We start from the raw sequence: 19328 nt of genomic DNA, 5'->3' as shown, positions 1-19328 counted from the left end.
ACATAAAAAGCATGGTAAGATATAGAGTAGTATTGGAAATAGAACTTTTTGAATTTGGAACAGGGGGCTTACGATGAAGTATATCATCCCAGCAGTTATTATACTTTTAGGAATTGCAATTTTTGCATTTATCATAAGACGAAAACATAACGTAGAAATAGAAAGATTAGAACATGAGAAACATCAAATTCAAAATAAACCGATTTTAGAAGAAATGACAAAAGTAAAACAGCTGAATATGAATGGGCAAACCGAGGAAATGTTTGAAAGATGGAGAAATGCATGGACAGAAGTAATGGATGTGCATATGCCAAAAATCGATGTTCTTTTATTTGACGCAGAAGAAAGTATAGATAGATTTATATTTCCGAAAGCGACTAAAATTGAAAAAGAAATTCAAATATTGATAACACTTTGTGATAAGAAAATGTCTGAAATTTTAATCGAACTCGAAGATTTAATAGGTAGTGAAGAAAAAAACCGTATCGAGATGGAACAATTAAAAGATCAACATCGTGCAGCTAGAAAAACACTTCTTGCACATCAGTATTCATTTGGAGAAGCAGTGAAGGCGTTGGAACAAAAGCTGGAGTCTTTCATTCCACTGTTTGATGAGTTCGATCGACTAACGGATACAGGTAACTATTTAAGTGCACGTGAACTAGTTATTACTGTCCAAGAAGATGGCCAAAAATTCTTTCCTAAATTACATGACATTCCTACAGTATTATCTGATATACAACATAAAATACCAGCCATTATTCATGAGTTGCGTAATGGACAAAAAGAGATGGAAGAGAGTTCTTACTACTTACAGCATCTTGAAATGAATCAGAAATTAGACTCCATAGAAGCTGAACTTGTGGAATTAAAACAAGCAATTATTGAATTGCATGTCGGGAAAACAATGAGCAGAGTGGAAGAGTTAAAAGATGAACTAGATACATTTTATGATTTACTGGAAAAAGAAGTGCTTGCGAAAAAATATGTGGATCAATATAAAGAGCAAACAGGGTCTCGCTTACGAGAAGTTACTACTGTTACACGAGCTGTTAGTGAAGAAGCTGCGTATGTGCAACAGAGCTATCGTCTGCCAGAAAAAGAGGCAGAAATTCCCCAAAGTTGTTTAAAAGAGCTAGAGGAATTAGAGAAAAAGTATGAATTGCTTTCCAGTCGCGTAGAAGAAGAGCAATCTGCGTACTCAAGCCTACAAGAAGAGTTAAATGAAATTGCTGAAGAAATTGATCGACTATATGAAGAACAAGACCGATTTGCAAATCGATTGAAAAATCTTCGAATAGATGAAAATAATGCACGTGAAAAGCTTGATGAACTAAAGGATTTATTACATGATACCGATCGTATGTTACAAAAAGCCAATATACCTGGAATCCCAGAAGATATGGACGTTCGTTTAGAAGAAGCAGAAGAGCACATTTATGTCGCAATGCAAAGTCTGCAAGAAGTACCTTTAAATATGTCTCTAGTAGATAATTACTTAGAAAAAGCAGAGGCTTGTATGGAAGAAGTACATAGCAGAGCAAAAGAAATGCTTGAAAATGTTTTACTAACAGAAAAAATCATTCAATATGGTAACCGCTATCGTGCAAGTCACCCGCAAGTTCATGCAAAACTGTTAGAAGCAGAGGAAGCGTTTAGGCAACTGCGATATTCTAAGGCTCTAGAAGATGCAGCGACAGCTGTCGAAGAGGTTGAACCGGGAGCTTTAAAGAAAATTGATACATTAGTGAAGGAAGACGCTTGGCGTACATAATCAAACGATTTAAAGAACAGTATGAAATTGAGATGTTTGAAAATCATATTTTGTATACAAACGTGAACCACCTCACTATGTGACGGTGGTTTTTTTCCGAAAAGGAGAGTTATTGAAATGATTTATTTAGATAATAGTGCGACGACCAAAGTACATCCAGAGGTATTAAATACGTTCGTCGCTGTGAACGAAAAATTTTGGGCAAATCCTGCATCAATTCATACATTTGGACATCAGACAAATGAATTGTTACAATCTGCTAGAGAACAAATTGCAGACATATTGAAAACTTCAAATGAAAAAATATTTTTTACATCTGGGGGAACGGAGTCCAATAACTTAGCGATATTTGGTTTAGCTCATAAATATAAGCAACGAGGGAAGCATGTATTAATTTCTGAGATTGAACATCCTTCTATTATAGAAACAGCTAAAAAATTGAGCGAAATAGGGTTTGACGTTGAGTGGATTCCCGTCAACTCAGAGGGCATCATTATATTGGATACACTAGAAAAACTGGTTCGAAAAGATACTATATTGGTTAGTGTTATGCACGTGAACAATGAAACAGGTGCTATACAACCAATAGAAGAACTTTCTAAAATTGTTAGAGCACAAAGCAGAGCGCTTATTCACATGGACGCTGTTCAGAGCTTCGGGAAAATTCCAGTTGACTTTAAAATCTTGGATATTGATGCTATTACGATCTCTTCTCATAAAATACACGGATTAAAAGGCTCGGGATTACTTGCATTAAAAAAATTCATCGAAATAGAACCGATATTATACGGTGGAGGACAGGAATCGGGTATTCGCAGTGGTACAACCTCCGTACCCTTGGCAGTTGCTACAGCGAAAGCGATAAGATTAGCTGCAACAGACTTACAAAACAACATTTTAAAATTACAAACACTTTCTGATGATTTGATGGTATATTTAAATACTTTTCCTTCTGTTAAAGTAATATCTCCAGCAAAAAAAGCACCACATATTGTTACATTTTCGGTGCAAAAAGTTAAAGGTGAAGTAATGATTAATGCATTGCAGGAACAGGATATCATTGTATCCACTAGTAGTGCATGCTCTTCCAGACAAACAAAAACAAGTCATGTACTAAAGGCTATGCATATTTCGGATGATTATATAAAAGGCGTATTAAGAGTAAGCCTTAGTACCCTTAATAACCAACAAGAAATAGACCAATTTAAAATTGTATTCAAGCGTGTCATGAATGTAATTAAAGGAGATTAAAATAGGATGAAATGGGAAAAAATATTAGTACGTTATGGTGAACTATCAACGAAAGGGAAAAATAGAAAGCAATTTATTTCACATTTACGAAATAATATTAGGTTTTCCTTTGTTGATTTGCCAAATATTAAAATACAAGCGGAAAGAGATCGCATGTTTTTAACATCTACTGATGATTCGGAAATTGAGGCACTAATAACACGATTACCTAAAATCTTTGGGATTCAATCGTTTAGTCCAGTAGCTTCTTGTTCTAAAGAAATGGATGATATTCAAGCAACTGCACTTCAAATTATGGATAGTTTAGACAGTGAAGATAAAACGTTTCGTGTTACTGTAAAACGTTCAGATAAGTTTTTTCCACTAGACACATACGAGTTACAAAGTGTCGTAGCAAGTAATGTATTAAGACAATACCCAAGTTTAAAAGTTCAAATGAAGAAACCAGAAATAGATTTACGTATTGAAGTATTAAATGATGCAGTATATATGATGGCACAGGTTATTCCTGGAGCAGGTGGAATGCCTTTAGGTTCAAATGGTCGTTCGTTGCTTATGTTATCAGGAGGAATTGACAGTCCTGTAGCTGGATACATGTTATTAAAACGTGGTGTTCGCCTCGATGCAATACATTTTCATAGTCCACCGTTCACAAGTGAAAGATCGAAGGAAAAAGTAATGGATCTAGCCAATCAGTTAAGTCATTTTGGTGCGACTGTAAGACTACATGTCATACCTTTTACAGATATACAACAAAGTATACAAGCTCAAATACCTGAAAATGTATCCATGACTACGACTAGACGGTTAATGATGAAAATTGCTGATCTTGTTCGAGAAGAAATAGGAGCATTAGGAATTGTTACTGGGGAAAGCTTAGGTCAGGTAGCCAGTCAAACTTTGGAAAGCTTAACTGCAATAAATGCAGTTACGTCTACGCCAATTTTCAGACCACTAATCTCTATGGATAAGCTTGATATTATTGATATTGCCCGGGAAATAGGGACTTACGAAACTTCCATCTTGCCTTACGAGGATTGTTGTACTATCTTTACACCATCTTGTCCAAAAACTAAACCTAAACTCGAGAAAGTGGAATACTACGAGAGCTTTAAGGATTTTGATGAATTAATAACAGAAGCAGTGCAAAATAGAGAAGTTCTTTCATTCCCTATGAAGAAGGCTAATGATTTTTCAAATCTCCTATAGTAAATGACAAAATATACCTTTTATCCTCCATGTATGAATTAGATGAAAATGAACAATCTAATTTCACAAGGAGGTGAGGAACATGCCAAACAACAACAACTCAAATCAACTTCTAGTACCTGGAGTAAAACAAGCACTTGATCAAATGAAATATGAGATTGCTCAAGAGTTTGGAGTACAACTTGGTGGTGAAGCATCATCGCGTGCCAACGGATCCGTAGGCGGAGAAATTACTAAGCGATTAGTTGCACAAGCCCAACAACAAATGAACGGATTCCAAAAATAAGTGAATTAAGAAAACCGGTAGCCTAAGCTGCCGGTTTTTTTTATAGATAAGCGTATTTCCAACCAACCTCTACCAAAGTCATTAATAATAGTTGTATACTATCTGAAAATTTAAATTTTATTAACCAAAGTGGCTAATTTTCCTCTATAATTAAAATAGTACAAAGGAGGAAATCAAATGAATAATCAAAATTTAATTGCTCCAGAACATTATAATCTCATTACTGAGTTCGAAAAGTATGCAGTAGACGATGAAAAGTTAGCTATAATATGGGAATCTGAAGATGGTCTGCAGAAAAAAAGTACATATAAAAATTTAATACAGAGAGCTAATAAGATAGCTAATCTTTTTACCCGTAAAGGTCTCCAAAAAGGAGATGTGGTATTAATAATGGTACCACGGTTAATCGAGGCTTATGAAATTTATATAGGTGCACTAAAAGCTGGGCTAGTTGTTATCCCAAGTTCCGAAATGCTTCGCGCAAAGGATATTGAATATCGCTTGACACATAGTGAAGCGAAGGCAATTATTGCATACGAACCATTTTTAGATCAATTTGAAGATGTTCGGAATTTAGACGAGCAACTATTATTAGTAATCGGTAATAAGAAAGACAATTGGATATCTTTAACGGAAGAAATACAAGCCGAATCAGATGAATTTCAAACAATTGATACGCTAAGGGATGACATGGCATTCCTATCGTATACGAGTGGTACTACCGGAAATCCTAAAGGTGTAGTCCATACCCATGGATGGGCGTTTGCACATTTACGCACTTCTGGGCCGAACTGGTTGGCAATACAAGAAGGAGATGTAGTGTGGGCTACAGCAAGTCCGGGCTGGCAAAAATGGATTTGGAGTCCATTCTTAGCGACACTGGGTAGCGGAGCAATTGGTTATGTATATAACGGTAAATTTGAACCCAAAAAATACTTAACAATTATTCAAGAGCAAAAAGTAAATATTCTTTGTTGTACACCTACTGAGTACCGGATTATGGCTAAAGTAGATACATTAAACGAGTATAATCTTTCGTCGCTTCAGAGTGCTGTTTCTGCAGGAGAACCATTGAACAGAGAAGTAATCGAAACGTTTAAAAAAGTATTTGGTCTAGAGGTCCGAGATGGCTATGGCCAAACTGAAAATACATTGCTAGTTGGAACGATGAAGGGCATGGAGGCAAGACCTGGTTCCATGGGCAAACCAACACCGGGTAATACAGTGGAAATTATCAATGAGTTAGGGAAGATTTGTGCTACTGGAGAAGTTGGAGATATAGCTGTTCATATTGAAACGCCAGCACTATTTAAAGAGTACTTAAAAGATCCTGAACGAACCTCTATGCAATTTAGAGGAGATTATTATATTACAGGTGACCGAGCAAAAAAAGATGAAGATGGATACTTCTGGTTTGAAGGGCGAGGAGACGATATTATTATTAGCTCAGGCTATACAATTGGACCTTTTGAAGTAGAAGACGCATTGACAAAACACCCAGCTGTTCAAGAATGTGCAGTAATTGGGGCGCCACATCCGGAAAGAGGTAGCATTGTTAAAGCATTTGTTGTGTTGCGTGATGCATCCTTAGCGGGATCTGAGGATTTAATAAAAGAACTACAAAATCATGTGAAACAAATAACCGCACCCTATAAATACCCAAGAGAAATTGAATTTATCGACGAATTACCAAAAACAACATCTGGGAAAATTAGAAGATTAGATTTGCGACAAAAAGAACAGAGTAAAAGTCGATCATAAAAATTAAAATGGTTTATCAAACACGAAGAGATCATACCTCTTCGTGTTTTCTTATTTACTTTAATGCTCTAAAGCAATATAATGATTTAATATTTCGAGTTACAAAGTAAAGAGGTGCTTTTATTGGGTTCAGAAGAAAAACAAGGAATCATATTTGTAGTACTGGCATATGTATTTTGGGGTTTCATGCCAATTTACTGGAAGTTATTAGAGCATGTTTCTAGTGATGAAATACTTTCAGGTAGAGTAATTTGGTCATTTATTTTTACCTTCATGTTAGTGATTGTAGGTAGAAATTTAAATCAGCTGAGATTAGATTTGAAGGATTTATGGGCTCACCAAAAATCTTTTTGGGGGCTATTTCTAGCTTCTTATCTTGTATCAGGAAATTGGTTTACATACATATATGCAGTAAACGCAGGTTATATCGTACAAACAAGTTTGGGGTATTATATAAACCCACTTCTTTCTATATTATTGGGGATTGTATTTTTAAAAGAAAGACTATCCAGAGCACAACAGTTTTCTGTACTACTAGCTGCTATAGGAGTGATTATTCTAACTGTTTCTTACGGTGGAATTCCGTGGATAGCTTTTACGCTTGCCATAACATTTGCTTTATATGGTCTGATTAAGAAAAGTATTAAAATCGATGCGTTAAGAGGATTAACGATTGAAACTTTTTTTGTTTTACCTGTTGCGCTCGTATACTTTATCTATTTAGTAGTATCAGACAAGGCGGTATTTTTTAATACCGATGCTCCTACTGCCATCCTACTCATTTTCACGGGTGTTGCAACTGCCGTGCCTTTGATCTTGTTTGCTAAGGGAACTAAGACAATGCCACTGTATATGTCAGGATTTTTTCAATATATTGCACCAACGTTAATGCTGCTAGTTGGAATATTTTTATACGACGAGGCATTTAGTAAAATAGAGTTTTTATCATTTTCATGTATCTGGCTTGCATTAATACTATTTACGGTTTCCAAAATAATGCAAGTGAGAAAAGTACAAATTCATAAGTGAAATACCGACAACATTTATTTACATTTCAGGTGACGGAATGACAAACTTTATAAAAAAGGGATGCTGGTTGGATGTGACGCTCGTCACATCCAACCAACATCCGCTATAAAATTATGAAACAAGTAATTAGCAAATGGACTATCTAGTTCAAATTATAAAAAAGATCTTTTCACTTTTTCCCAGTAACTATTATTTTTCATTTTAACCGTTTTAATGATTTTATCACTCAAACAAATAGATACATTTTCAACATGCTGAATACTAAGAGCTTCGTTGTCTGTGCTCATCGAAGGGTAATCATTCCAGTCTTTATGCAGTCGAAGTTCTAGTGTTCTTTCTCCGCTTAATATAAAAGAGGAACCTAGCGTTCTATAATCATTGCTATTCACAGAAGCTATTTCCGCAACTTGAATACAAGGTAGAAGAGGATCAACCACTGCCCCATTTAGTGACTTGTTATAACCTGAACTTCCGGTCGGAGTGGAAATAACCATACCATCTCCTCTAAAGGACTCAAAATGCTTGTGGTCAATAATTATATCTAGTACAAATGCTTTGATAATATTTGAACGAATCGTAAATTCATTTAAACATAAAAATTTAGGGTCATTATTTACCGAGATTTCTAGTAAAGGATATTTCCGAACTTGGATATTTTTTGTAAGAACTGCTTCAGCCATTGCTTCTATATCATCCGCTAAAAAATCACAGTACATGCTTAGCGTATCTGTTGTAGAAATTCCAGCATATAAGCAATCCTGCCTAAATCCTGTTTTACGGACTGCTTGTAAAAAAGAACCATCCGTCCCGATGCTAACAATTATGGAAGCAAGCTGAGGGTCTTCCACGACTGTAAAACCATGAGTATGTATGGCTTCAGCGATACTTTCTTTTCTTTGCAAAGATTTTGTGTCATTCTTAGTATATAAATATATTGCGTTTTTGGAGGGCATAAACATTCTCCTTTACTATTGTATATATTTATTTTAACATTTCGTGAAACATTTAGATATTCTTTACGTATGTAAAGAGGAGTATTAAAGGAGGAATTGTACATATGAATATGAAACGCTGGTTTGCTATTTTAGGAGCATCACTGTTACTGCTTATTTCTATTTTCGTCAATACTGTTTCCACTGCTTTTTCAACAGATTGGACATCGTATTTAGAGGACTTTGCATCTGCTTCTAGCTCAGAGTTTTTTGAAACTGTTTTGGAAGAAGGTAGTATGAACGAACGAATCGTAGTACTTACGGTAGATGGGACTATTCAAGATACTGGAAGTGCAAGCTCGCTTTTTGCAGCGGAAGGATATAATCATCAATTCTTCATGCAACAATTAGAACAAGCAAAAGTCGATGACACTGTAAAAGGGATTGTGTTACAAGTAAATTCACCAGGTGGCGGAGTTGTCGAATCGGCACAAATTTATAAAGAAATTATTGAACTTCAAGAAGAAACTGAGAAACCGATCTATGTTTCTATGGGAAGTATGGCTGCTTCAGGTGGATACTATATATCTGCACCTGCTGATAAAATATTTGTGAACAAAGAGACGATGACAGGTTCTATTGGTGTCATTATGCAAAGTGTTAACTATGGTAAACTAGCAGAAAAATATGGCGTAGAATTTGTAACAATTAAATCTGGTCCATACAAAGATATTATGAGCCCTACTAGAGAAATGACAGAAGCTGAAAGAACAATGCTTCAAGAAATGTTAAATGACTCGTATGAGGACTTCGTTGATATTATCGAAAAAGGTAGAAATATGACCGAAGCAGAAGTGAAAAAAGTTGCGGATGGACGAATTTTAAATGGTCGACAAGCAATTGAAGCTGGCTTAGCTGATGAATATGGATTTGTAGAGGATGTAATTCAATCTATTAAAACAGATTATGACTTACAAGATGCAGAAGTATTTGAATATGGCTATTCACAAAGTTTTGCTTCCCTATTTGCTGTGAAAGCACAATCATTCTTAGGTTTAGATTTGGAATCCAAGCTTATTGCGAAGTTAATCACAGAAAATAGCTCACCAAAAATGATGTATTTATACGGGAATGAATAAGGAGGGTTTAAGATGAGTGAATTTGTACAATCAGAAGAGCAGCATGTGCAAGCGAACACCTCTGCAACCCAGCAAGTAATTGTTCATCGAACGGCACAATATGAACAGAAGGCTGCGGGCTTTTGGATTCGATTTTGGGCATATACAGTAGATATTCTCATTTTGGCATCTGTTGGTATGTTATTGATCAAACCTATATTTAGGTTGTTTTCATTAGACTTAAATAATCCTGTATGGTATGCGCCTTTTACATTAATCACAGCAGCTATTTTTTACGCATACTTTGTGTTGATGACAAAGCTTTGTAGCCAGACAGTAGGAAAGATGATTTTTGGTATTAAAGTTATATCAAAAGACGGTGGAAAACTAAAATGGAGTACTGTTATATTTAGAGAATGGATTGGTCGCTTAATCTCTATTGTTCCATTGAATATACCTTATTTAGTGGTAGCTTTTACTCCTAAAAAACAAGGGGTACATGATTTTATCGCGGATACGCTTGTTGTCCATGAGACCGTATTTGATCTAAAAGAGAAAGTCACATATGAGAACGCTCCTGCAAAAGAGTTGCATGAGCCGAACGTATTCTAGTAAGATAAAGATAATGAAAAAGGAGGCTACATATTATGGCAAAAGTAACATTTAAAAATAGTCCGGTCACATTAGTTGGAAAAGAAGTGGTAGTTGGTAGTAAGGCACCTGACTTTTCTGTGCTAGCAAATGATTTATCACCTGTGACTCTACAAGATTCTGCTGGTAAAATTCGTTTAATCAGTGTAGTTCCTTCCCTAGATACAGGAGTTTGTTCTACACAAACAAACAAATTTAACGAAGAGGCTGCTAGTTTAGGTGAAGATGTAGCAATTTTAACAGTATCGATGGATTTACCTTTCGCTCAAAAACGTTGGTGCGGGGCTAATGCTGCTGATGCAATTCAAACTTTATCAGATCACCGTGATGCAGCTTTCGGAGAAGCTTACGGGGTACTTATGCAGGAATTACGCTTATTAGCTCGTTCTGTATTTGTAGTAGATAAAAACGATGTTGTAACTTATGTTGAATATGTTGGAGAAGGTACAGATCATCCAAATTATGAAAAAGCATTAGAAGCAGTAAAAGCACTAACGAACTAAGAAAAGCACAAGCGCCTACCGTTGCATGTCTGAAGAGACTTGAAGGGTTAGGCGCAGTAGCTAGACAGATAAAGGGTAAAAAAGTATATACTTTCTTATCTTTAAAAAAATGCAAACCCACTCTGAAGAAGGAGTGGGTTTTACTATGAGGGATACTATGCATACACATGTAGAACAAATTTTTACGTTTATTGATCAAGAGAGTAATTATATTGAAAATGAAGCTTCTGCTACTTATTTAGAAGGTGTCGTTTATGCGTTAGAGCTATGGCTTAATGAAAAAAAAGTGCCATCTGTTCGGGACGCAGATAAAGAAGAAGTACGCAAAGCAATTCAATTAGCAATCTTAAAAGGAATGAAGAAGTCCGTTCAGGTTAATCATCAAATGACACCGGATGCGATAGGATTATTAGTAAGTTACTTTGTGAAAGAAATGACTAAGGATAGAAAAGAACTATCGATTTTAGATCCTGCCCTAGGAACAGGGAATTTGTTATTTACGATTATGAATGCACTACCAACGGAAAACTACGCATTTGGTGTAGAAATTGATGAGTTGTTAATTCAATTGGCTGCGCAAACTGGTGAGCTCCTTACACACGACGTACAGTTATTTAGACAAGATGCATTAAAGCCTCTTTTAATTGATCCTGTGGATATTGTAGTAAGTGATTTACCGGTTGGATATTATCCAGATTCGGAAACTTCGCAAGATTATTTCCTTCATAGTACGGAGGAAATGTCGTATGCCCATCACTTGTTTATGGAGCAGTCGATGAAACACGTTAAACCAGGTGGCTATCTTTTCTTCCTAGTACCAGATACTATATTTGAATCGAAACAAGCACCGAAGCTTCATGAATTCATCAAGGAAAATGGTTGGATTCAAGCAGTCATTCAATTTCCAACTTCTATTTTTAAAACAAAGGGACAAGAAAAAAGCTTGCTAATATTACAAAAGAAAAGCAGTGACTTAAAAGCGCCAAGAGAGGTTCTTTTAGCAAAAGTTCCAAACATGATGAACAAAGAATCTATGGAACTGTTTTTGAAAAAGGTCGAAATTTGGGAAGAAGAGAATACTAAGTGAGTTGCTAGCTCCTTCGTTGAACGGTACAATTAAAGTACTAGTTCAACGAAGGAGCGTTTTTTATGCCAATAATATTAGCTATAAATGCAGGAAGCTCTTCATTAAAATTCCAAGTTTTTGAAATGGTAGACGAACAAGTAATTGCTAAAGGATTAATAGAAAGAATTGGTCTAGGAAATCCAATTTTTACAATGACGACAAATGAGGAACGTATAAATATTATTGAACAGGTGGACAATCACGAACAAGCGGTAAAACTATTGATGTATATGTTAATTGAAAAGAATGTAATAGAATCGTTAGATGATATTGATGGAATAGGACACCGAGTTGTACATGGAGGAGAGGTTTACAGTGACTCTGTTTTAATAACTACTGAAGTATTAGCGAAGCTAGAAGAACTATCGGAGTTAGCGCCGCTTCATAATCCAGCGAACGTTACTGGTATAAAAGTATTTAAAAAAGAACTTCCTAATGTGCCAGCGGTTGCTGTTTTTGATACTGCTTTTCATCAAACGATGCCAGAAAGTTCTTATCTATATTCCATCCCATATAATTATTATGAAAAGTATGGTATTCGAAAATATGGTTTTCATGGGACTTCCCATAAGTATGTTTCAGAGAGAGCTGCAATTTTATTAAACAGACCTTTGGAAACTACTCGATTTATATCCTGTCATCTTGGCAATGGGGCGAGTATTGCGGCTATCCACCATGGTAAATCTATCGACACATCTATGGGGTTTACTCCGCTTGCAGGGGTAACAATGGGAACCAGGTCAGGTAATATAGATCCTGCTCTAATCCCTTATTTGATGGAGAAAACAGGGAAAGATGCAGAAGGTATTTTAGATATTTTAAATAAGAAATCAGGAATGCTAGGTGTTTCCGGGTTCTCTAGTGATCTGCGTGATATCGTTACGGAAGCTACAAAAGGGAACGACCGGGCACAGTTAGCTTTAGATGTATTTGCTAATAGAATTCATAAGTACATCGGCTCCTATGCTGCACGTATGAATGGTGTGGATGCCATTATTTTCACTGCAGGAATCGGTGAAAATAGTGAGGTTATTCGTGAAAAAGTCTTAAAAGGACTGCAGTTTATGGGCGTGTATATGGATCCCGATCTAAATAAAATAAACGGAAAAGAAAATTTCATCAACTACCCGCATTCACCGGTTAAAGTGATAGTTATCCCGACAAATGAAGAGATTATGATTGCTAGAGATACGGTGAGAATAGCGGGATTGTAGCTAGCATGAGTGATTTCAAATTGTATAAAGTTTAAATCCGGATAAATAAAGGATATAGAAGGTAATAGTTCTAATAGTTATGCAATATGCAAATGTGAATTTTTAAAAATGAGAGTAGGCCTCATCAACTATATTTGATGAACTACTCCTTTTTATATTTGTTTTATCCCTAAGTAAAATTTGATTAATTTAATAGACATTTATAGAAAATAATCTATATAAGTCAATGTAAAAAAGTGTAATCTTCCTAATATTGATTTCCACTTCAGGCGGTCGCTTTCCGCGGGCACGGCTTCAATCTCCTCGTAACTGCGAAAACATATGCTCCTGCGGTTACTCGTCGCAAAGACATTGGTCAAAATAAAGTTTGCCCAATGTCTTTCCTGCGGGGCTTTCAGCTCGCGCTGTCCCGCTGGAGTCGCCGCCTTCCGCTCCAATCAAACGAATTGACTTTGTAATAAATAAAAATGAACTAGTTGAAAAATGGAATCTTGAAAACATAACCTTGAATATAAATTAGCAGAAGATTATTAGGCTATATGAAAGGTGTTATAATTTTATTAAAATATGCAAATAAATGGAGATGTAATAGTGAGTAAAACTTATATTAATCAGAGTACATTATCTTCTAAATTAGGGTGGTCAGAGGCTACCGGCAGGAAATGGATTACTGAGTTTCAAGAATTTGTTCCGCCTAAAATGGTAGGCAAAAGTAAAATGTATGATGATAATGCGTATAAAGTTTTAGTTACCATAAAGCAACTTTCTGATAAAAAATTCACCAGAGGAAAAATATTAGAGATTTTTAAGGAAGAAGGCGTTCCTGAAACTGTAGATGAGGTAGAAAAAATAATTAAAGAATATTCAGTTTTAGACGAACTAGGACAAGCTCTAGTTGATTCAATCCCTTCATTAAAAGATCTTATTATACCTTTATTGAATGTCATGAGGGATAGAAAACCCTTCATAGCATCAATGTTAAATAAAGGTGTTGCTGAGTATCTTTCTCTAACTGATGATCAATTAAGTATTGCTTACCCTGAAAGTAAGGAAACTATTTTTACGTCTAGGATGAGAGCATCGAGGTTTTCTTTGCAAAAACAAAGTTATATTGAAGAAGTAAGTACTCATACTTATCAAATTACCAACGAAGGAATAGAACTATTAAATAATAACAACGTGGATATAAACGAAGAAATTGAAGAGTTAGAAAAGGTTATTGATCCTATAGAAGTAATTCAAGAAAATGTCGAGGAGATCGAAGAAGAACTTGTAAATAAGTTAGTGAATGAATTGAAAAAAGCCCATTGGAGAAGACTGGAAACAATTGTTGTTGAATTACTCACGGCTATGGGCTATGGAGATGGACAGGTAACGCAAAGAACTAATGATGGTGGATTAGATGGAATAATCAAAGAAGACAAACTAGGTTTAGATAATATCTATGTTCAAGCAAAAAGATGGGAAAATACGGTTGGTAGACCGGAAGTTATGAGTTTTTCTGGAGCATTGGATGCGAAAGCAGCTAGAAAAGGCATTTTTATAACAACATCATCTTTTTCTAAAGGAGCAGAAGAATATGTTGAGCGTCTTGAATCTAAAAAAATTATATTAATTGGTGGAAGAAAACTTGCAAGACTAATGATAGAGAACGATATAGGAGTAAGTATAAAGAAAAAAATAGTTTTGAAAGAGATAGACTTTTCTTATTTTAATGGCGAGTAGCTGCGCATAGTGGGAGAAGCTACACTGTTTGGGTATTAATGTATGTGTGAGTTAAAGAAGAATTAGATCATAGCATGTTAGAAGGAAAACAAAGCTTAAATAAAAAATGGCTAAACGTGAGAAGTTTCACGTCTAGCCATTTTGTAAATCTATGAGTTTATACTTCTGGACGTTCTTCTGTACGTACTACTAATACGTCGCATGTAGCGGAACGTACGATATATTCGGATACACTACCGATCAAGAATCTTTCCATTGCATTTAAACCAGTCGCTCCACAGATGATAAGATCTGCTTCTACTTTTTTAGCAATGTCTTTAGAAATCATTGTTTTTGGTGAACCGTAATCCACAACAACATTTACATTTTGTACTCCAGCAGCAAGCGCTTCTTTTTTATATCCACCTAGTAAATCTTCTGCAAATGTTTGAGCTCTTTCAGCGATAGAGCGGTCATAAGCTTCAATTGCAGCGAATGAACGAGTATCGATAATATTAATAAGATTTAATGTTGCATTGTTACGTGCGGCAATAGAAACAGATTTTTTGAATGCATATTCCGCTTCTTTGGAACCATCGACTGCAACTAAAATTTGATTATATTTTAATGTCATTTTAAAAACCTCCTTGTTGGTTATATATATAGTATTCGAGATTGTTAGACATATTCCTTCTTTTTCTTCATTTTAATTCTGTTTATTAAGTCATATTTGTGAATACTTAAAATTGAAAATTAAATAGTTGCAGTATTTTAAATATATAAATGATAAAATGAATTTGTATGAAATATTGTGTCATCTTCATACCAACATGATTTACATAGGAGGATGCAAGAAATGCGTATTGGGATTCCAAAGGAAACAAAAAACAATGAAAATCGCGTAGCAATGACACCAGCTGGAGTAGTGAGTCTTACTCATTACCAACATGAAGTTTTTATCGAAACCGGAGCTGGGCTTGGGTCAAGCTTTACAGATGAAGACTATATTACTGCAGGTGCTAAAATTGTATCCACTGCAAAAGAAGCATGGAATCAGGAGATGGTCATGAAAGTAAAAGAACCTACTCATGCTGAATATGAGTTAATCCGTGAAGAGTCAATTCTTTTCACCTATTTACATCTAGCTCCTGAAGCAGATTTAACAAGAGTACTAATAGATAAAAAAGTTACAGCTATAGCATATGAAACAGTACAATTACCTAATAATACATTACCGTTGTTGTCTCCGATGAGTGAGGTTGCTGGCCGTATGGCAACTCAAATTGGTGCACAGTACTTAGAGCAAATACATGGTGGAAAAGGAATATTACTTGGGGGAGTTCCAGGAGTTCCTCGCGCAAAAGTAGCAATCATCGGTGGAGGGATTGCTGGGGCCAACGCAGCGCGTGTAGCTATTGGGATGGGAGCACAAGTAACGATCATCGATTTAAATCCGGATCGTCTTCGTCAATTAGAGGATATATTTGGGTCAAGCATCCAAACATTAATTTCTAGCCCATATAATATTGCAGAGGCAGTTAAGGAAGCAGATTTAGTTATTGGGTGTGTATTAATCCCCGGTGCAAAAGCTCCGAAATTAGTAACAGAAGAAATGATTAAAACGATGTCTCCTGGTTCTGTCGTAATTGATATTGCTATCGATCAAGGTGGAATTTTCGAAACTTCTGATCGTATCACAACACATGATAATCCAACATATGAAAAACATGGGGTAGTACATTATGCTGTAGCAAATATGCCTGGAGCGGTTCCAAGAACTTCTACAATGGCGCTTTTAAATGCTACAATTCCGTATGCGTTACAAATTGCCAACAAAGGCTATAAACAAGCATGTCTAGATAACCTGTCGCTTCAAAAAGGACTTAACACTTTAGCGGGACATGTTACTTTTAAAGCGGTTGCAGAAGCACAAGATTTACCTTATGTAGATGTAGCTACACTTTTAAAATAATATGATAAAATCATCACTCAAAGCAATTATGCTTTGAGTGATTTCTAGTTAATGGGGCGATATTATTGATATATTTATACATAGGACTTGCAGGTTCGTTAGGGGCGGTTGCAAGGTATGCTATTAGTATTATTATAGTACATGATTCAGGTTTTCCATTTTCAACTTTACTGGTAAACTTGATTGGATGTTATGCATTGGCATACCTAATGTCTAGAAGGCTCCGATTTTCGAGTAAGCTAAAGTCTGCCATTAGTACAGGTTTTCTCGGATCTTTTACAACTTTTTCTGCATTCAGTGTGGAAACGATCACAATGATAGAAGCTAACCAAATTGGTATTGCCATTCTTTATATGACAGTAAGTATTGTAGGTGGAATTATGATGAGCAATCTTGGGTGGAAAAAAGAGGTGGGACCATGAGTTTCATCTTAGTTGGTATTGCGGGATTTATCGGTGCTAATCTACGATATATCCTTTCCAAAAAACTAAACAAAAGCGCAAGTGGTTCTTTCCCATTTGGTACACTATTAGTTAATTTAGTAGGGGCATTTTTGCTTGGTTTATTGGTAGGTAGTCAAGCGGGAGAAACTTATATGGTTTTTATTGGATCAGGATTACTAGGTTCTCTGACGACTTTCTCTACATTAAATAAAGAACTATATTCCCTGCAAAAATATCCTAAAACTTGGCTTATGTATTTTCTTATTACTTATGTAGGGGGCTTTGTTTTTGCATATGTTGGATACTTACTATTTTTGTGAAAATATCATTTCGGAATAGGAGCTATTAATAATGACAGATTATAAACAATCCAAAGAAACGAACTGGGATGATGGACACAGATTATGGCCATTGCCAAATATGCCTTGGACAATGAAACAAACTTGGAATGATTTGCTTTTTGCTCATTTTCCAGTTAATTTTAATGTCTTACGAAAACTAGTTCCTAACATATTCCCATTGGACACTTATGATGGCGTGTGTTGGGTCGGAGTAGTACCATTCCATATGACAGATATTCGATTACGTGGATTACCTCCTATTCCAGGAACTGATAAATTTCCAGAGTTGAATGTTCGAACATATGTAACAATCGATGGTAAACCAGGAGTATATTTTTTTAGTTTGGACGCCACAAATCTACTTGCGATAAAAGTTGCTAGAACTTTTTATCACTTACCATATGTTCGTGCAAATATGAAGGTCAAAAAGCAAGGGGATATGATTGAATATGAGAGTGTAAGAAAATCTGAGGATGCTCGGTTTGTGGCAGATTACCGTCCAGTATCTGAGAAATATTTTGCAGAAAAAGGTTCTTTCGAAGAGTGGCTCGTGGAACGTTACTGCTTATATACACTAAACCCCAAAGGAGTTCCATTACGATGTGACATTTTACATCACCCATGGGAACTTCAACAGGCAGAAGCAAATATTAAAGAAAATACAATGCTTAGTAGTCGAGGTATTGTTGTAGAGAATGACAGTGTAGTCCTGCATTATTCAAAACAGATCGAGGTAAGAATGTGGCCGCTTGTTAAAGCGTTTTAAAAAAACAAAGCACTGCATGTTCGCAGTGCTTTGATAGATATCTTATAAAATTTGTAATTCTTTCGGAAACTTCGTTAACACTTCAACGCCACTTTCTGTCACTACTACATCATCTTCAATACGAACGCCGGTAATATCAGGATGATATATTCCAGGTTCGATTGTAAATACCATTCCTTTTTCTAGCTTCATGTCATTCACACCAGTTATCGAAGGGAATTCATGGACAGAAATTCCAAGTCCATGTCCTAGACGATGGGTAAAGTATTCTCCGTAACCAGCTTCTGTAATAATATCTCTTGCAGTTTTATCAAGCGTCATAGCAGTAACGCCTGGTTTTACTGCCGCCACCGCAGCTTCTTCTGCACGACGTACTGTTTCATAAATTTCGCGTTTGTCTGGAGAAGGTTCTCCAAATGCTACTGTACGTGTAATATCTGAGCAATAGCCGTTATACACTACGCCTAAGTCAAAAAGAATGAAATCTCCTTTTTGGATTTTACGGTCACCAGGAGTTCCGTGAGGTGAAGCTGTTTTAGGACCACTCAACACCATTGTGTCAAATGACATCTGTGCAGCTCCTTTTTCTTTTACGGCCAATTCAATGGCATTTAAAATTTCAATCTCCGTTTTACCTTCTGCAATTTCCTTGCAACCAACTTCAATTGCATAGTCAGCAAGCTCGGCCGCTTTACGCATATTGACTAATTCTGCTTCAGACTTAATAACACGTAGGTCATTGATTTTTTCGTCGATTCTAGAAACTTGCAGATTTGAAAGTCGTTCTTCTAGTGCTTCTAATCTTTCAACTGTCATATGTGATTTCTCAACCGCTAGGCTTTGAATATTACTAGCCGTTTCATTCATTTTTTGTACTAAGATATCCCATGCATTGTCTGTGTCTTGATGTCCAATTATTTCTCCATTCCAACCTGCTGCTTTTGCATCTGGAATTTCCATTTTAGGACAAATGATAAACGGTGCAGCTTCCTTGAAGATGGCTACACCTAAAAGACGCTCATGGGGATTGCTTTTAAATCCAGTAAAATAAAAAACGTTATCTGGAGTAGTGATAAATGCTGCATCAATTTGATGTGTTTGTAGATAGGATTGTATTTTTTCTGTTTGATTCATATGGGCACCTCTTTTAAATTTAATACTATAAGCATATCAGAATAAAGGATTTCTGACATCTACGTTGAATGAATTAATAAGGAGTACTACTTTTAAATAATGATTCAAAAGGAG

Annotated in this window: 19 protein-coding genes; 16 read left to right on the top strand and 3 right to left on the bottom strand. The window is 35.8% G+C overall.

Annotation, left to right across the window (positions count from 1 at the left end; genetic code table 11):
• The first annotated feature begins 73 nt into the window (after nucleotides 1-73).
• From ezrA to rarD, 6 genes are all read left to right on the top strand, one after another.
• Complete coding sequence (gene ezrA, locus MKX53_RS11830) at nucleotides 74-1774, top strand: septation ring formation regulator EzrA (RefSeq protein ID WP_340762940.1); 1701 nt, start codon at nucleotides 74-76, stop codon at nucleotides 1772-1774.
• Between the two features lie 117 nt (nucleotides 1775-1891).
• Nucleotides 1892-3025 carry a cysteine desulfurase family protein gene (locus tag MKX53_RS11825; protein WP_340911451.1) on the top strand — a complete coding sequence of 378 codons (1134 nt, stop codon included), beginning with the start codon at nucleotides 1892-1894 and terminating at the stop codon, nucleotides 3023-3025.
• A gap of 6 nt (nucleotides 3026-3031) precedes the next feature.
• Entirely contained in the window at nucleotides 3032-4234 is a 1203-nt protein-coding gene (gene thiI, locus MKX53_RS11820) for a tRNA uracil 4-sulfurtransferase ThiI (RefSeq protein ID WP_340911449.1), read from the top strand.
• Nucleotides 4235-4316: 82 nt separating this feature from the next.
• Complete coding sequence (locus MKX53_RS11815) at nucleotides 4317-4520, top strand: alpha/beta-type small acid-soluble spore protein (protein WP_093536871.1); 204 nt, start codon at nucleotides 4317-4319, stop codon at nucleotides 4518-4520.
• Between the two features lie 177 nt (nucleotides 4521-4697).
• Nucleotides 4698-6281: an acyl-CoA synthetase MbcS gene (gene mbcS, locus MKX53_RS11810; RefSeq protein ID WP_340911446.1), complete on the top strand. Its 1584-nt coding sequence runs from the start codon at nucleotides 4698-4700 to the stop codon at nucleotides 6279-6281.
• A 123-nt stretch (nucleotides 6282-6404) separates the two neighbouring features.
• Nucleotides 6405-7310, top strand: coding sequence for an EamA family transporter RarD (gene rarD / locus MKX53_RS11805; RefSeq protein ID WP_340911443.1), 906 nt, complete (start codon nucleotides 6405-6407; stop codon nucleotides 7308-7310).
• Between the two features lie 152 nt (nucleotides 7311-7462).
• On the opposite strand, the gene MKX53_RS11800 is transcribed toward rarD, so the two are convergent.
• A complete protein-coding gene (locus MKX53_RS11800; protein ID WP_340769721.1) occupies nucleotides 7463-8263 on the bottom strand; it encodes an NAD kinase in 801 nt (266 codons plus the stop codon).
• Between the two features lie 104 nt (nucleotides 8264-8367).
• On the opposite strand from MKX53_RS11800, the gene sppA reads away from it, so the two are divergent.
• The 6 genes from sppA (at nucleotide 8368) to MKX53_RS11770 (ending at nucleotide 14579) form a co-directional block, all read left to right on the top strand.
• A complete protein-coding gene (sppA, locus tag MKX53_RS11795; protein ID WP_340762933.1) occupies nucleotides 8368-9381 on the top strand; it encodes a signal peptide peptidase SppA in 1014 nt (337 codons plus the stop codon).
• Nucleotides 9382-9393: 12 nt separating this feature from the next.
• Entirely contained in the window at nucleotides 9394-9972 is a 579-nt protein-coding gene (locus MKX53_RS11790; RefSeq protein ID WP_340762932.1) for an RDD family protein, read from the top strand.
• A 35-nt stretch (nucleotides 9973-10007) separates the two neighbouring features.
• Complete coding sequence (gene tpx, locus MKX53_RS11785; RefSeq protein WP_093536877.1) at nucleotides 10008-10514, top strand: thiol peroxidase; 507 nt, start codon at nucleotides 10008-10010, stop codon at nucleotides 10512-10514.
• A gap of 145 nt (nucleotides 10515-10659) precedes the next feature.
• The gene (locus MKX53_RS11780; protein ID WP_340911441.1) at nucleotides 10660-11601 is read left to right on the top strand and encodes a class I SAM-dependent methyltransferase; all 942 of its coding nucleotides are present in this window, start codon (nucleotides 10660-10662) and stop codon (nucleotides 11599-11601) included.
• Nucleotides 11602-11663: 62 nt separating this feature from the next.
• A complete protein-coding gene (locus tag MKX53_RS11775) occupies nucleotides 11664-12854 on the top strand; it encodes an acetate/propionate family kinase (protein ID WP_340911440.1) in 1191 nt (396 codons plus the stop codon).
• A gap of 591 nt (nucleotides 12855-13445) precedes the next feature.
• Nucleotides 13446-14579: a restriction endonuclease gene (locus tag MKX53_RS11770; RefSeq protein WP_340911438.1), complete on the top strand. Its 1134-nt coding sequence runs from the start codon at nucleotides 13446-13448 to the stop codon at nucleotides 14577-14579.
• A 157-nt stretch (nucleotides 14580-14736) separates the two neighbouring features.
• On the opposite strand, the gene MKX53_RS11765 is transcribed toward MKX53_RS11770, so the two are convergent.
• A complete protein-coding gene (locus tag MKX53_RS11765) occupies nucleotides 14737-15192 on the bottom strand; it encodes a universal stress protein (protein WP_093536879.1) in 456 nt (151 codons plus the stop codon).
• Nucleotides 15193-15414: 222 nt separating this feature from the next.
• On the opposite strand from MKX53_RS11765, the gene ald reads away from it, so the two are divergent.
• The 4 genes from ald to MKX53_RS11745 all read left to right on the top strand — a co-directional run bounded on the left by ald (nucleotide 15415) and on the right by MKX53_RS11745 (nucleotide 18080).
• Nucleotides 15415-16530 carry an alanine dehydrogenase gene (gene ald / locus MKX53_RS11760; protein WP_340911436.1) on the top strand — a complete coding sequence of 372 codons (1116 nt, stop codon included), beginning with the start codon at nucleotides 15415-15417 and terminating at the stop codon, nucleotides 16528-16530.
• 65 nt (nucleotides 16531-16595) lie between these two features.
• Entirely contained in the window at nucleotides 16596-16952 is a 357-nt protein-coding gene (gene crcB / locus MKX53_RS11755) for a fluoride efflux transporter CrcB (RefSeq protein WP_340762929.1), read from the top strand.
• On the top strand, nucleotides 16949-17293 hold the full coding sequence (locus MKX53_RS11750; protein ID WP_340911434.1) for a fluoride efflux transporter FluC: 345 nt from the start codon (nucleotides 16949-16951) through the stop codon (nucleotides 17291-17293). Before crcB ends, MKX53_RS11750 begins: the two co-directional genes overlap by 4 nt.
• A 31-nt stretch (nucleotides 17294-17324) precedes the next feature.
• On the top strand, nucleotides 17325-18080 hold the full coding sequence (locus MKX53_RS11745) for a YqjF family protein (protein WP_445678267.1): 756 nt from the start codon (nucleotides 17325-17327) through the stop codon (nucleotides 18078-18080).
• A gap of 42 nt (nucleotides 18081-18122) precedes the next feature.
• Here the strand turns inward: MKX53_RS11745 and MKX53_RS11740 are convergent, their stop codons facing one another.
• Complete coding sequence (locus MKX53_RS11740) at nucleotides 18123-19214, bottom strand: M24 family metallopeptidase (protein WP_340911431.1); 1092 nt, start codon at nucleotides 19212-19214, stop codon at nucleotides 18123-18125.
• Between the last annotated feature and the right edge of the window lie 114 nt (nucleotides 19215-19328).

This window comes from Psychrobacillus sp. FSL K6-4615, from assembly GCF_038008225.1.
Classification (GTDB): domain Bacteria; phylum Bacillota; class Bacilli; order Bacillales_A; family Planococcaceae; genus Psychrobacillus; species Psychrobacillus psychrotolerans.
The sequence above is the reverse complement of the archived record's forward strand: the minus strand, read 5'-3'. Positions and strand labels throughout refer to the sequence as shown.